The 14,928-nt window shown below is 39.5% G+C and carries 7 protein-coding genes and 4 pseudogenes; 8 read left to right on the forward strand and 3 right to left on the reverse strand.

Going from position 1 to position 14,928, the window contains the following annotated elements:
- Positions 1–1,523: 1,523 nt before the first annotated feature.
- From CDZ78_RS23155 to CDZ78_RS11645, 6 genes and pseudogenes are all read left to right on the forward strand, one after another.
- A pseudogene (locus tag CDZ78_RS23155) lies at positions 1,524–2,071 on the forward strand (IS5 family transposase); the annotation flags it as partial.
- 30 nt (positions 2,072–2,101) lie between these two features.
- Positions 2,102–2,419: pseudogene (locus CDZ78_RS11625) on the forward strand (transposase domain-containing protein); the annotation flags it as partial.
- A 100-nt stretch (positions 2,420–2,519) separates the two neighbouring features.
- Complete coding sequence (locus tag CDZ78_RS11630) at positions 2,520–5,579, forward strand: type I restriction endonuclease subunit R (protein WP_087870162.1); 3,060 nt, start codon at positions 2,520–2,522, stop codon at positions 5,577–5,579.
- Positions 5,572–6,879 carry a restriction endonuclease subunit S gene (locus tag CDZ78_RS11635; RefSeq protein ID WP_087870163.1) on the forward strand — a complete coding sequence of 436 codons (1,308 nt, stop codon included), beginning with the start codon at positions 5,572–5,574 and terminating at the stop codon, positions 6,877–6,879. Before CDZ78_RS11630 ends, CDZ78_RS11635 begins: the two co-directional genes overlap by 8 nt.
- Positions 6,876–8,066, forward strand: coding sequence for an AAA family ATPase (locus CDZ78_RS11640; RefSeq protein ID WP_087870164.1), 1,191 nt, complete (start codon positions 6,876–6,878; stop codon positions 8,064–8,066). Before CDZ78_RS11635 ends, CDZ78_RS11640 begins: the two co-directional genes overlap by 4 nt.
- Positions 8,063–9,682: a type I restriction-modification system subunit M gene (locus CDZ78_RS11645; RefSeq protein WP_087870165.1), complete on the forward strand. Its 1,620-nt coding sequence runs from the start codon at positions 8,063–8,065 to the stop codon at positions 9,680–9,682. Before CDZ78_RS11640 ends, CDZ78_RS11645 begins: the two co-directional genes overlap by 4 nt.
- A 60-nt stretch (positions 9,683–9,742) precedes the next feature.
- On the opposite strand, the pseudogene tnpA reads toward CDZ78_RS11645, so the two are convergent.
- Together tnpA and CDZ78_RS11655 are read right to left on the reverse strand one after the other, a co-directional pair.
- A pseudogene (tnpA, locus tag CDZ78_RS11650) lies at positions 9,743–10,081 on the reverse strand (IS200/IS605 family transposase); the annotation flags it as partial.
- 270 nt (positions 10,082–10,351) lie between these two features.
- On the reverse strand, positions 10,352–11,518 hold the full coding sequence (locus CDZ78_RS11655) for an IS3 family transposase (protein ID WP_087870166.1): 1,167 nt from the start codon (positions 11,516–11,518) through the stop codon (positions 10,352–10,354).
- A 139-nt stretch (positions 11,519–11,657) separates the two neighbouring features.
- On the opposite strand from CDZ78_RS11655, the gene CDZ78_RS11660 reads away from it, so the two are divergent.
- Entirely contained in the window at positions 11,658–11,873 is a 216-nt protein-coding gene (locus CDZ78_RS11660) for a hypothetical protein (RefSeq protein WP_087870167.1), read from the forward strand.
- 291 nt (positions 11,874–12,164) lie between these two features.
- On the opposite strand, the pseudogene CDZ78_RS11665 reads toward CDZ78_RS11660, so the two are convergent.
- Positions 12,165–12,749 (reverse strand): annotated as a pseudogene (locus CDZ78_RS11665) (recombinase family protein); the annotation flags it as partial.
- Positions 12,750–12,895: 146 nt separating this feature from the next.
- Here CDZ78_RS11665 and CDZ78_RS11670 point away from each other — a divergent pair.
- Positions 12,896–14,928, forward strand: a 2,033-nt coding sequence (locus CDZ78_RS11670) for a DUF4158 domain-containing protein (RefSeq protein ID WP_087870169.1), incomplete at its 3' end; no start/stop codon positions are given.

A 14,928-nucleotide genomic window follows, 5' to 3' on the forward strand; every position in this document is an offset into this window, starting at 1 on the left:
TTAAGAGTTTAAAGCAGACCCATTTTATAGAATCTTTCTCTAAATTAGAAAGGTGAGTAAAGTGAATAAAATAAACAATATTATAGCATTAGTGTCAATTTTTGCTATACCACCCTCAAATAGAGAGGTTAAAAGATTATGAACCACCATCCAGATAATGAGCGTATTAAGCACAAATATTTTACATTCCTTAAAGAATGTAAGCAACAAGAAGAATCCTATTCAGAGTACTCGGATTCAAGTGTTGAAATATCAGCCTCGCCCAAAATAGGGGATTCCACATTTGACGGATATACGCGTGAGAAAGTTACTTTCTCTAAGGGCTGAGACTCTCCAAAAATTAAGGTCTAAAAGGGGTTCCCCTTAATTATCTTCTGGGAGACAAAACCCATTGAACCATTTTAGGAACGCGCAAATTCCTAAATTTAGTCCCCACAATCACTGTCAATCACAGCAATATGATTTCTCTTAAACCGCGCTCCGCGCATCAATAATAATAAATGGTATTTTTGAAAAGAAGAGAGAGATAGTACAGCCATTTAGCCCCTAAGGCAGGCCTACGAATCCCCTTTCACAGCTCCCCCTCCCACAACTGCTTGAAAAAAACAGATAATGCGGACTAGAGTTTCAGTGTATCTTGGGATCGTGTTACTTGAGTTTTTAAGCCCCTTTCACAGTCGTTACGCCCTGCACGTTGCCAGATATATAAAATATCCACCCCTGCTCCAAACGTGCCATCTTCTGCATTATAAAATTCAAATCCCGCATTCAAAACGACAATAAGCTTGCGGCTTATACTTTATACAAAAGATGCCTTAATGGGTTGTCTTAGCAGTTACCCTTGTTCGACAACACTGTCCTGACCTATCCCAAATCATCTTGATTCCAAAATAGGGGCTGAGCTTGTAAAGCAGAGGATTCAAATAATGCTTTCAAATTGGATGCTAATTAAGATATAATTAACGTCTGTTTGAAAGCAAGAGGTGTTTTCTTACTTTCAAGCTGTGGTGAGTGACTCTTATCACTCATACACAACCTTTAAAAAACCTCTGCATACAATCAAATGTGTGTAGGGGTTTTTTTATGTCCTAAACTTCATAAGTTCGGGAGAGTTACCTGAAAAAGGAAATATCAGGCTAGGTTTGCCATAACTTTAACTCATGCAACCAAGATATAGCAAGTTTTTAAGGGTCTTGTTTGCTTTTCACCCAGTTTAATTTTTAATAAAATGAATGCTAACGACAAGAAAGAGATAATCAACGCTGGGGTTCTGTCGCAAAAACCAAAAATAGCCTATTACCTACGATCATAAGACTTAAGTTCACCCAAAGTAGGTTTGCATGCTCAACTAAAAATGGCGCCATTTTTTAAGTAATTATTTTCCTGAACACCAGATCATACCTGGCTTATCCATTCAATTATCCCGATGAGTTGATAACATTGTCTCCTGCATGATACTTTGTCATGAGAGGCATAAAAACAGGTTTATAGCCGAGTTTACACAAATACTTATCTTTTGCGACAGAACCCATGATACTTTACGTGCTAGAGTCAGACAAAAAGCGGGACGTCATAAACAACCCATAGCTGGTTCTATCGATAGCCAAAGCGTTAAAACAACTGCTCTAGCAGGTGTAAAAGGCTTTGATGCCGGGAAGAAAATTCAAGGGCGAAAACGCCATATCCTTGTTGACACACTTGGGTTAATTATGGTTGTTGTGGTTACAGCGGCTTCGGTTCAAGAACGGGATGGTGCGAAACTTTTATTCAAATTATTTACAGGCAGTTGTAAAAAAATACTCCGTATTTGGGTTGATGGTGGTTATCGTGGTATCAAGATGATGGATTGGGTAGCTCAACGCTATCATATATAGTTTTACAAACTATTTTGCGCTCGGATGATGCTCAAGGGTTTAAATTATTATCACACCGCTGGGTCGTTGAAAGGACCTTTGCTTGGCTTTATCGTTATCGTCGCTTGAGTAAAGATTACGAGGTATTAACCGACTCCAGTACAGCTTTTATTCACATTGCAATGATAAATTTGATGCTAGGGCGGCTTGAAAACTGATTCATGTGACTTTTAAAACACGCACTTAGTAGCCAGAGGGACAAGCTCAATGTGTATTGCACCACTGGTGAGCTCAATATGAGCAATATACTGGCGGAAAATGCGATTCGCCCGTTTGTGATAGGACGTAAAGCCTGGTTATTTTCTGATACACCTGGGGGTGCTCATGCCAGTGCAATACAATACAATACAATACATTACAGCCTGATAGAAATGGCTAAAGCAAATGGACTGGAGCCTTATGAATATCTTAAACAGGTACTCACTGCTTTACCCTGTGCTGATACGGTTGATAAAGTGGAAGCTTTACTGCCTTGGAATATTAAAAAATCTGATATGTCTGAATAGGGCAAGTACGTGCTTCATTGAGTGCTTACCTCTATCTCAAAGGCTTTAAGAAAATGTTAGATTTTGAAAGTGGAAAACAAGTTACTGTCGGGGCGAATGCATGACAAAAGAACAACAGATCGAAGACGCTTTAATAACCAAGCTAAAAGATCTAAAATACAGCTATCGCGAAGATATCCGTGACCGCACTGCACTTGAGCAAAACTTCCGTGAGAAATTCGAGGCACTTAACCGCGTCAATCTTACTGATTCCGAATTTACTCGTCTGCGGGATGAAATAGTCAATCCCGATGTATTTACCGCCTCCAAAACCCTGCGTGAACGTAATACCTTTCAACGTGAAGACAGTACTCCACTGCAATATACACTGGTTAATATTAAAGACTGGTGTAAAAACGAATATGAAGTCATCAATCAGTTACGTATCAACACGGACAATAACAATCATCGTTACGATGTGATTTTGCTTATCAACGGCGTACCAGTGGTACAAATAGAACTAAAAACTTTGGATGTCAGTCCTCGCCGTGCCATGGAGCAAATCGTTGATTATAAAAACGATGCTGGTAATGGCTACACTAATACACTGATGTGTTTTATGCAGTTATTTATTGTAAGTAATGAAAATAAAACACGTTACTTTGCCAATAATCACAACCAGCACTTTAGTTTTAATGCTGATGAGCGTTTTTTGCCTATTTATGAACTTGCATGTAAAGACAATAAAAAGGTTAATCATTTACATGACTTTTCTGATAATTTTCTTGCCAAATGCACATTGGGGAAAATGATAAGCCGATATATGGTTTTGGTTGCCAGCGAGCAAAAGCTCATGATTATGCGTCCGTATCAAATCTATGCAGTTAAAGCTATTGTCGATTGTATTCATCAAGATCGAGGCAATGGTTATATCTGGCATACTACTGGTAGTGGTAAAACACTTACTTCGTTTAAAGCCTCCACACTTTTGAAAGACAACCCAGATGTAGATAAATGCTTGTTTGTGGTGGATCGCAAAGACCTCGACCGTCAAACTCGTGAAGAATTTAATAAGTTTCAAGAAGGTTGTGTTGAAGAAAATACCAACACCGAAACGCTAGTGCGTCGGATGCTCTCGGAAGACTATGCCGATAAAGTTATTGTTACAACTATCCAAAAGCTTGGTCTTGCTCTGGATGAAACCAGTAAGCGCAATCAGGCGAATAAACAAAAAGGTAAGCAACCCTACAAGGAACGGCTAGAGCCATTGCGAAACCAGCGTATTGTATTTATTTTTGATGAATGCCATCGCTCTCAATTTGGTGATAATCACCAATCTATTAAGTCGTTCTTTCCCAATGCTCAATTATTCGGTTTTACGGGCACGCCTATTTTTGAAGAGAATGCCACTTACAAAACAATCGATGGTACACAAGCATCTTACAAAACCACTGAAGATATTTTCCAAAAAGAATTGCATCACTACACAATTACCAACGCCATAGAAGATCGCAATGTACTGCGATTCCATATCGACTACTTTGGTGAAAACCCTAAAGACATTGAAGATAAAAGAGGTAAGAAAGGTAAAAAGCCGAAGCCAAAAGCACCTGCACCCGAAGCCGTTGTAAAAGAAATTTTGGACAATCACGATGCAGCCACAAACCTGCGACGTTTCAACGCAGTTTTGGCTACGTCATCAATTAATCATGCTATTGAATACTACGCTTTGTTTAAAGAAGAACAGAAGAAGCGCCAAGGGGAAAACGAAACCTATCAGCCTTTAAATATTGCCTGTATGTTTTCGCCACCGCCAAAGGCTCTTGCAAAAGACAATGAGAATGCAAATGGAAAAAATATAGCTGATATAAAACAGCTTCAAGAAGACCTGCCACAAGAAAAAGCCGATAACGAAGAAGCACCAGAAGAAAAGAAAAAGGCACTAAAAGCTATCATTACTGATTTTAATACTCGATACGGCACAAACCATAACATTAACGAATTCGATCTATACTATCAGGACGTACAGCAACGCATTAAAGATCAAAAATATAGCAACAAGGATTACCCGCATAACAATAAAATCGACATCGTGATTGTGGTAGATATGTTACTCACTGGTTTTGATTCTAAATATCTCAATACCCTGTATGTAGACAAAAACTTAAAACACCATGGGTTAATTCAAGCGTTCTCACGTACCAACCGCGTGCTTAACGATACGAAACCACATGGCATGATTTTAGATTTTCGTTATCAGGAGAAAGCCGTTAATGAGGCTATTGCGCTGTTCTCTGGTGCAAGCAAAGACAAAGCAAAAGAGATATGGTTAGTAGATCCTGCACCCGAAGTGATTAAACAATTAGACGGTGCTGTTAGCCAACTGGAAAAATTCATGGACTCGCAAGGTCTTGCCTGCGCACCCGAAGAAGTCAATAACCTGAAAGGTGATGCCGCACGCGCTGAATTTATTAACCACTTTAAAGAAGTGCAGCGATTGAAAACTCAGCTTGATCAATACACCGATCTAAGCGACGAACAAATAGGCAAAGTAAAAGAGAGATTACCAGAAGAAGAACTGCGAGGCTTTAAAGGTATGTATCTGGAAACGGCACAACGCCTTAAAACACAACAAGGCAAAGGCGGTGATAATCCCGATGACTCCATACAACAACTGGATTTTGAACTGGTGTTATTTTCCTCAGCTGTGATTGATTACGACTATATCATGGGATTGATTGCCAGCTCCATTGATGATAAGCCAAGCAAACAGAAAATGACTCGCCAGCAACTGATTGACTTAATCAGCGCCAGCGCAAACATGATGGATGAACGCGAAGACATAGTGGAATACATCAATTGCCTACAAGCAGGTGAAAAACTAAAAGAAAAAGATATTCGTAAAGGCTATGATAAATTTAAAGCAGAAAAATCTGCCAAAGAACTTACCGTTATGGCAGAAAAACATGGGTTAACCAGTGATGCCCTGCAAAGCTTTGTAGATGCCATTATGGATCGCATGATTTTCGACGGTGAACAACTCACCGACCTATTGGAGCCACTGGATTTGGGTTGGAAGGCTCGACGCGAAGCAGAGCTTGCGCTGATGGAAGACTTAGTGCCGCTATTAAATAAACTTGCCCAAGGGCGTGATGTTTCGGGGTTAGCGGCGTATGAGTAAGCAAACAACAAAAACGCTAGTGCCTAAGCTTCGCTTTCCTGAGTTTCGTGATGTGGGGCCGTGGGAGGAGAAGCGATTAGGAGATTTCGATGGCCTTATTCATGGTGATGGAGACTGGATATTGTCGAAAGATATTTCGATGCATGGGCAATTTGAAATTGTTCAATTAGGGAATATAGGTCTTGGAGAATTTATTGAAAAGCCAATGAAAACTATTTCGATAAATAAATTTAAGGGGTTAGGAGGGACAAAAATAATTAAAGATGATCTGTTAATTAATAGAATGGTTGATAGAAATTTGTATTGCTGTATTTTTAAGAAAAATGGGGAGTATATTACTAGCGTTGATGTTTGCTGGATTCGCAATAACTCCTATTTTAATAATTATTTTTTAATGAATCTGATTCTCCATGACCCAAACCAACGAAAGTTGCTCAGTCTTTCAAGTGGTTCTGGTCGAGTTAGAATCAGCAAAAAAAATCTATTTAAAAGGTTCAATTTTTTTATACCTCAGCCAGATGAACAACAAAAAATAGCGGACTGCCTGTCTTCCATAGACGATCTCATCACCGCCCAAGCCAAAAAAATAGAATCACTCAAAGATCATAAGAAAGGCTTGATGCAGCAGCTATTCACTGCTGAAGGTGAAGCTGTTCCCAAACTTCGGTTTCCGGAGTTTCTGGATGCGGGGGAGTGGGAAGAAGGAGTCATTAACGATTTAGCGAATGGAATTATGGGCAATTCTTTTAAAAGCATTGACTTTATTGAAGATGGTATACAGCTTATAAGAATGGGAAATCTGTACCAAGGAGAGCTTCAACTTAATCGAACTCCAGTTTACTTGCCTAAACATTTTAACGAAGAGTACTCTAGGTTTTTGGTAAAACCTTTAGATCTTCTTATGTCAACGACGGGGACTATGGGTAAAAAAGATTATGGCTTTATTGTTCAGATTCCAGAAAGCTGCGAGCAATTATTATTGAATCAACGTGTGCTGAAAATTGTACATAAAGCTAATTGCATTAAAGGTTTTTTACTGCAATTACTTAAAAGTGAAAGTTTACTAACCGAACTTTATTCCCTGCCCGGTGGAACAAAGCAAGCTAATCTATCTTCACAACAGTTTAAAGGGCTAAAAGTCAAATTTCCAGAGTCTAAAGAACAACAAAAAATAGCGGACTGCCTATCTTCCGTCGACGACCTCATTACCGCTCAAGCCCAAAAAATCGAGTCACTCAAAACTCATAAAAAAGGATTGATGCAGCAGCTTTTCCCCGCAACTGATGGGGTGGGCGCATGAGCGGAGTATGTACGTACCAAAATTTAAACACTTTAGTCACTCAGCTACGCGACGACTTAAACAACAAGGAGTTAGTTCTCCTTTACGCATATAACCGTACAGGGAAGACGCGGTTGTCTATGGATTTCAAAGATCGAGGAAAACGTAACAATGGAGGAAATGCAGACTCACTCTATTTTAACGCTTTCACCGAAGATTTATTCACATGGGAAAACGATCTAGAAAAAGACTTTATTCGCGGGTTACGAGTAAATCAATTTTCAAAGTTCTTTGATGGATTTACTAACCTAGGGTTGGAGCCAACTATTGATGAATACCTCAGTCGCTATGCTGATTTTGGTTTCGATTTTGATTACAAGGAAATTAAGCAAGGGGAAGATACATTTACCAAACCACACTTTGTAAAATTCAATAAAGATGGGCAAGACAACATCAAAATATCCCGAGGCGAAGAAAGTATTTTTATCTGGTGCATATTCATGGCGATCTGCGAGCGGGTTCTTGACGGACATGAGTCTTATCAATGGGTAAGATATATTTATATTGATGATCCTGTATCATCTCTTGATGATAACAACGCAATCGCGGTTGCCTGTGATCTAGCTAAAATTCTACGCCGCGCGACCAACCGTAAAGACGAAAATGATTCCCCTGACCCCATTAAAGCCGTTGTCTCTTCTCATCATTCACTCTTTTTCAATGTGATGTGCAATGAGATTGGTAGATCGAAAGAAAATGAACCTAAGGTAAAACACAAACGTTACTTCCTCCATCGTCCCAATAGCGAAGGGAAGTATACTCTTCGCTCCACTGAAGATACCCCATTTTTTCACCACGTTGCAACCCTTGCTGAGTTGCAAAAATCTGCTGACCCAGAAGCAGGCACGCTCTACACGTTCCACTTCAACGCCTTGCGTAGCATTATGGAGAAAACTGCTACATTCTTCGGCCACTCAGACATTTCTTTTTGTCTCAAGGCACTTGATGATGGTGAGAATAGGGCGTTATTTAACAGGGCGCTTAATCTTCTTAGCCACGGAAGCTATGCTATTCACGAACCGACTCCAATGGGCGAAGATAATCAAAACTTATTCCGAGATATACTTAAAGATTTCATCAATAGCTTTCAGTTTGATCTGCCAGAAATACTTAGTGAGACCAGAACAAGGACAAGGACAAGGACATGACCGAACAAGATTTAAATAAACTAGGTAGTACACTTTGGGGTATCGCAGACCATCTGCGTGGTGCGATGAATGCAGATGACTTTCGGGATTATATGTTGTCGTTTTTGTTTTTACGTTATCTATCGGATAACTACGCAGTCTCTGCGAAAAAAGAACTGGGGGAAGATTATCCTAAGCTTGAAGCCGATGACAAGCGCGCACCCTTAACATTGTGGTATGAAAAAAATGAGGAAGATATCCTCGCGTTTGAAAAACAAATGCGCCGTAAAGTTCATTATGTGATTGAACCTCAACACTTATGGAGTAGTATCGCGGAGCTGGCTAGAACCCAACATGATGGTTTACTGCTTACCTTACAGAAAGGTTTTAAATATATTGAAAACAAATCCTTTGAAAATAACTTTCAGGGTTTGTTCTCGGAAATAAATCTGGATTCTGAAAAGCTAGGTAAAAAATACGCAGATCGAAATGCTAAACTCTGCACCATCATTACTAAAATTGCCGAGGGTATTGCAGGTTTTTCTAGCGATAGTGATGTGTTGGGCGATGCCTATGAATACCTGATCGGTCAATTTGCCGCAGGTTCTGGTAAAAAAGCAGGTGAATTTTATACGCCACAACAAATTTCTGGCATTCTTTCCGAAATTGTTACGCTGGATAGTCAAGATCCGGCTACAGGTAAGAAGAAAAAGTTAAATAAAGTTCTTGATTTTGCCTGTGGTTCTGGCTCGTTGTTGTTAAACCTACGTAATCAGTTGGGCGATCATGGTGTTGGTAAAATTTACGGGCAAGAAAAAAACATCACCACCTATAACTTGGCACGCATGAATATGCTTTTGCACGGGGTAAAGGATTCTGAGTTCGAAATTCACTATGGAGATTCATTAACAAACGATTGGGATTTGCTTAATGAAATTAACCCATCCAAAAAACTAGAATGTGATGCTGTTATGGCTAATCCACCGTTTAGTTATCGATGGGAACCAACAGAAGCCTTAGGCGAAGATTTTCGTTTTAAAAGCTATGGTCTTGCGCCTAAATCAGCCGCAGACTTTGCCTTCTTGCTGCATGGCTTTCACTTTTTGGGCGATGAAGGAACCATGGCTATCATCTTGCCCCATGGGGTTTTGTTCCGTGGCGGTGCCGAAGCGCGTATTCGTACTAAACTGCTAAAAGATAATAATATAGATACAGTGATTGGTTTACCCGCTAACCTGTTTTTCTCAACGGGAATTCCAGTGTGTATTCTGGTGCTAAAAAAATGTAAAAAGTTTGACGATGTATTGTTTATTAACGCAAGTAAAGACTTTAAGAAAGACAAACAACAAAACAGATTGTTGCAAGAACACATCGATAAAATCATTGATACTTATAAATACCGCAAGAAAGATGAGCGGTACGCCAGATGCGTGTCGATGGAAGAGATCGAAAAAAATGATTTCAACCTGAATATTTCCAGATATGTCAGTACCGCCAAGCCAGAAAAACAAATTGACTTGCTGACAGTAAATAGTGAGTTGGTGAATTTAGAGGAGAACATTGTTTCTGCTACGGCTAAGCACAATGGATTTCTTAAAGAGCTTGGGTTGCCATCGTTGTCATTGGACAAAAACTAAACTCAACCACTATGCACTGAAAGTGCATAGGTTGCGACTGGACTGAAAGTCCAAAACTAACTATTCAAGAATCATGCTTCCAATATCTTTGTTTGAAGGATCGTGATCGTGCTCAAGATATCCCTGAACCATTTCTTCAGTAATGTTTCCTGTCGACCAACCTCCATAACCTATCGCCCAAAAGTGCCGCCTCCAATAGCGTTTCTTTAAGGCAGGATATTCCTGCTACAACATGCGAGAAGTGCGACCTTTCAACCGCTTTACCAAATCACTGATACATAATTTTGGAGGATATTCTATATGTATGTGGACATGATTTTTACTTACCACTCCTTTTAAGATCTGGACATCCTCTGCATCACATACCTGAATTATCAATTCACGACAACGCTTTTTAATATTATAGCACCCCAAAGAGTCAAGACAGATTTTTCAACAATCCTTAATCAACAAATCATGGATAATTTAATCACCAGCTTTATGTACCATACAAGGGCTATTACGGTTGATGCGAAGAAGGCTGCAGGTGAGTACCATTCTGGCTTGGTTGTTGATTTACCCAAGTTGGCCAAGTTTCTCAAGTGGTTCCCAAGCCGCAAGTCGGGACTGGAGCTTTATAGCACCCCAAAGAGTCAAGACAGATTTTTCAACAATCCTTATTCCATATTCCTAAGCCGCTTCATTCTGCTGTTCATTAGCTAAAATACTTTCTCTATATACATTCATTGGTTTTTTATAGTCCAGGGTTTCATGAAACCGTTGATGATTATAAAACTCAATATAGTCATCAACATCTTCTATTAACGCTCTAATTGAACCATATTCATTTAAATAAATACGCTCACATTTTGCACTTCGCCAAAACCGTTCAATACAAATATTATCCGTTGCTCGTCCTTTTCCATCCATAGAAATAGTAATGCCTTTGTTTTTTAGTCGTTGGGTATGAATTTCACTGGTGTATTGACTGCCTTGATCCGTATTAAAAATTTCAGGTGTTCCGTAGAGAGAAAGCGCTTCATCTAATACATCCATAACTAAAAAAGAATCCATTGTGTTTGATATTTTATGGGCGAGCACTGCTTTTGAGTGCCAATCAATAATCGCCGCTAAATAAACCATCCCTTCTTTGGTTTTAATATAGGTTATATCTGTACTCCAAACTTGGTTAGCGTGTGATATATCAAGATCTCTAAGCTTATAAGTATATTTTTTATGTTCTTTTATGGGGATCGTTGTATTGACTTGTTTTACCGCTAATACGGCTTTCAAGCCCATCTGCTGCCGATAACTCGCCACCGTGTTTAAACTGACTTTAAAACCACCTTCAAGCAACTGCTGGTGTACTTTAGCCGCACCATAAATAGGGATGTCTTTAAAAATGTGATTAATCTGAGTTTTGATCTCTTCTTTCTTTTTATTCTCTCTTTTTTTGTAATAGAGATTGCTTCTATTTAATCCTAATAATGCACACTGCTGTGTTAGAGGTAGAGTGTTAAGCTTGGGCTCAATCAACTGTTTTCTATCAGATGAGTCCAAGCTTTTTAGCTTTTTTTCGAGCCACTCCTTTTCAACCGTCATTTTTCCTACGATTTTTGTGAGCATCTCATTTTGTTCTTGAGCTGCTAATAGATCCTCTTTGTAATCTTTAACGGCTTTGGAGGGCTCCATTGCTATTTCTGCATTGTCTAAGAATATTTTTTTCCAGTTTTGTAGGTTCTTAGGTGTGATGTTATTTGCACTGGCAATTTCTTGCAGTGTTTTTTCATTCTTTAAAACTTCTAATACCAACTTGCTTTTAAATTCAGCACTGTAGACCGTTCTTTTTCTGCTCATTTTAATACTCCAATTTTTTACAAATAGTAACTAATTTGGAATAAGATTGCTTTGATTTCTTGTCTGGATTTGCTGGGGGATTATAGTCTTTGAATCTGCACCTGAGCTGGTTCAATATAAACCGAGTCAGAAGTATTTGTTGATTGATGTGGCGGCGTATGAAAATGAGGCGTTGGAAGCGGTTCATAATATGGTTTCGACGCTTTTTCAGTTGGAAAATAGTTCGGATGATACGGCGGTTTATTTGATTAATCGGTTGTATGATTTGGTTAAAAATGGTGATTCGGGGAGTCGCTATTTTTGCGAAAGCTTGTTTTGGGCAAAAATACAAGGGAATCTGACTCTAATGGGTTGAGCTATCAGCTTTACTTAAAGGCGGCATAAAATAAGCCCTCCTATTGTGCTTCACATTAAGCCCCTTTAACACTTTTTTTACAGCCATCTGGTTCGACCTGTTAGTTATTATACTCTCAGGCAACTCATTGATTATCTCGGAGTTAGTCATTTTAATTGTTCTATTACTAAGTACCTCACCCGTTTTGTCATCAGTAGGGGTCCTGTGGAAGAACCCCCAAAAGTGTTCGTTCTAAGCTATGTTGCTTAAATGACTATAAGCACTGTTTCATGAATCCACTACCTCTATATGTTTAGGCATTACTCCTATATCAACGTTTCGATACCGAAGGTACGAATACAACGTGGTTTTCGAGATTCCTAATTGTTCAGCAATTTTTTTCACAGGAATGCTCCCATTTTTGTAAAGGGCTTCGGCAATGGCTGCCTTTTCTGTTGCCGCTTGAGTCATCCCTTTAGGCCGTCCGCCTTTTCGACCGCGGGCTCGAGCCGACTTTAACCCGGCCTGTGTTCGTTCACGAATTAATTCTCGCTCAAACTCAGCAAGAGAAGCAAAAATACCAAACACCATTCGCCCTTGTGCAGTCGATGTATCAATCGGATCGTTTAAACTGATTAACCCAACTTTTTTTTCAATTAATTTTGTTGTCAGATGGATTAAATGAGCCAGGTTTCTGCCCAGCCTATCTAATTTCCAAATGATCAATGTGTCATCTTCCCGCAGGTTTCGCATAATTTCTTCAAGCACCGGTCTTGACGTTTTTGCACCACTGGCAATTTCTTCATGAATTTGATCGCAACCGGCTTTTTTTAATGCATCAACTTGCATGGCCAAAGATTGCTCTCTGGTTGAAACTCGCGCATATCCTATTTTCATACGGATTAGTCCATTTTACTAACTGAAAAACAATATTCTGAACCAAGATTTACTGAACCAGTTTATCTTACCAAAAACTGCCGTACAATGCGGGTTCTTTTGACTGGAAAACCAGTCCAGCCAAACCTCCGTTTTTTTGAACCCGCATGACGAACCTAAAACGTATTTACCTCCTGCCTGAAGCTGAAATTTCTGATCTCTACGCAAGGCCCGTTTTCAATCAAAATGAACAACAGCTCTATTTTGAATTAACTCAGGTTGAATTGGATACACTCGGTCAGTTTGGCACCATCAAAACAAAAGTACATTTCATATTGCAGCTCGCCTATTTCAAAGCCAAGAACCAATTTTTCAGTTTTACATTTGATGATGCCCGAGCCGACGTTGACTATGTGCTTGCAAAATTTTTCAAAAAAACAGACGGGGTATTTCAGGGCAACATCACTCGTCAACGCATCAATCAGCAAAAGCAAATTATTCTCAAACTGTTTGATTATCAAACCAGGTCAATGGAACAGATAATTCAGGTTGAGGCACACATAGGTGAATTGCTCCGATACTACCCCAAAGTTCATGACGCATTTCGTCAACTACTGGTCTACCTTGATAATCAAAAAATTGTTATTCCGACCTACCGAAGTTTGCAGGATATGTTTACTCAATCCTTTGTTAATGAACGCGACAGGCTTGATCAGCTCATATTGTTAATGCCCCTTGGGCAACAAGAACAGTTATCTGAATTGATCGACCGGGAAGATGGGATAACCAAGCTAAACATCATACGTGCCGATCAAAAAAATTTCACCTACACCGCTATCAGTGCTGAGGTTGAAAAGGCATTGGAGCTTGAGGGCTTGTATAAATTTGCAAAGGGTTTTCTTCCAACCCTTCTGTTATCCAAAAATGCCATTCGTTATTATGCTGATATAGCAGGACAATATGCGGCTTCCCGGTTGAGAAGGTTAGACAAGCCGCAACAATGGCTGCATGGCCTTTGTTTTATTTATTATCGATATCAACAAATCATGGATAATTTAATCACCAGCTTTATGTACCATACAAGGGCTATTACGGTTGATGCGAAGGCTTATGCGAAGAAGGCTGCAGGTGAGTACCATTCTGGCTTGGTTGTTGATTTACCCAAGTTGGCCAAGTTTCTCAAGTGGTTCCCAAGCCGCAAGTCGGGACTGGATCATGATGAACTAAACCAGGCGGCCTACAAAATATTGCCGGAAGGGCAGTTTCCAGCGTTAGCTCAATTTTTGCAGGGTAGTACCTTTGACACAAAAGCGTCCATGCGTGAATTTTATTTCAAATCGTCACGTTCATTCGCGCTTTATTTGAGGCCAATTCTACTGGCTGTACCCTTTGTATTTTACAAAGAAGACAACGATATCATGGCGCTCATTGATTTAATGAAAATGCACTATGGTAGTGGCAAAGGCCCATCTACGTTTAAATTACCACAAGATATAGAAGACACCCTATCAAAGACACAGCTCCCTTATTTGAAAAAAGATTCAGATGATGCGCAGGTAGATCCTCATTTATTCGAGTTTTTCGTTTACCATAAGATGTATCGTCGCCTGGATAAAGGCCTGCTCTGTTGTAATGAAAGTGTTTCTTACTGCGACATCGATCATGATTTGATTAGCGATGCATTAGTCGATGATGTTGAAAAAATAGCCAATGAGTTTGGCTATCCAAAAATTCCAATTTATTGTGATGAACGCTTGGACGCAGCTCTTATGACGCTAGATTCCACATGGAATAGAACGACAAAACGAATCAGTGACGGTGAAAATTTAGCGTTCAATATCAAAGAAATGAAAACGGGTGAGCAGCAGGACTGGAGTTTGGGTTATGACAGCCTGGATAAATTGGATGATGCTTTTTTCAGAACCCTATCTCAAGTAGAAATACCTAGCATCATGATGTATATAGGTGATCACATTGGCATGTGGCGATCCTTTACTCATATGAAAACCCGATACAATAAAAAAAAGACGCCCATAGTATTGGCCATTAATGCTTGTATTTTATCGGATGCTTTTGGTATTGGCATTGAAAAGATGGCTGAGATGTCTGATCTTAATTACAACCTGATGCGTTCAACTCATGAAGATTTTATGCGCATAGAGACGTTATGCGCTGCGAATGACATGGTGGGCAACCTGAT

The sequence above is a fragment of the Bathymodiolus platifrons methanotrophic gill symbiont genome (assembly GCF_002189065.1).
GTDB lineage: Bacteria > Pseudomonadota > Gammaproteobacteria > Methylococcales > Methylomonadaceae > Methyloprofundus.

Coding starts and splice junctions, on each gene's coding strand:
- CDZ78_RS11635 (WP_087870163.1), top strand. CDS start 5,572: ATGAGTAAGCAAACAACAAAAACGCTAGTGCCTAAGCTTCGCTTTCCT.
- CDZ78_RS11655 (WP_087870166.1), bottom strand. CDS start 11,518: ATGAGCAGAAAAAGAACGGTCTACAGTGCTGAATTTAAAAGCAAGTTG.
- CDZ78_RS11640 (WP_087870164.1), top strand. CDS start 6,876: ATGAGCGGAGTATGTACGTACCAAAATTTAAACACTTTAGTCACTCAG.
- CDZ78_RS11645 (WP_087870165.1), top strand. CDS start 8,063: ATGACCGAACAAGATTTAAATAAACTAGGTAGTACACTTTGGGGTATC.
- CDZ78_RS11630 (WP_087870162.1), top strand. CDS start 2,520: ATGACAAAAGAACAACAGATCGAAGACGCTTTAATAACCAAGCTAAAA.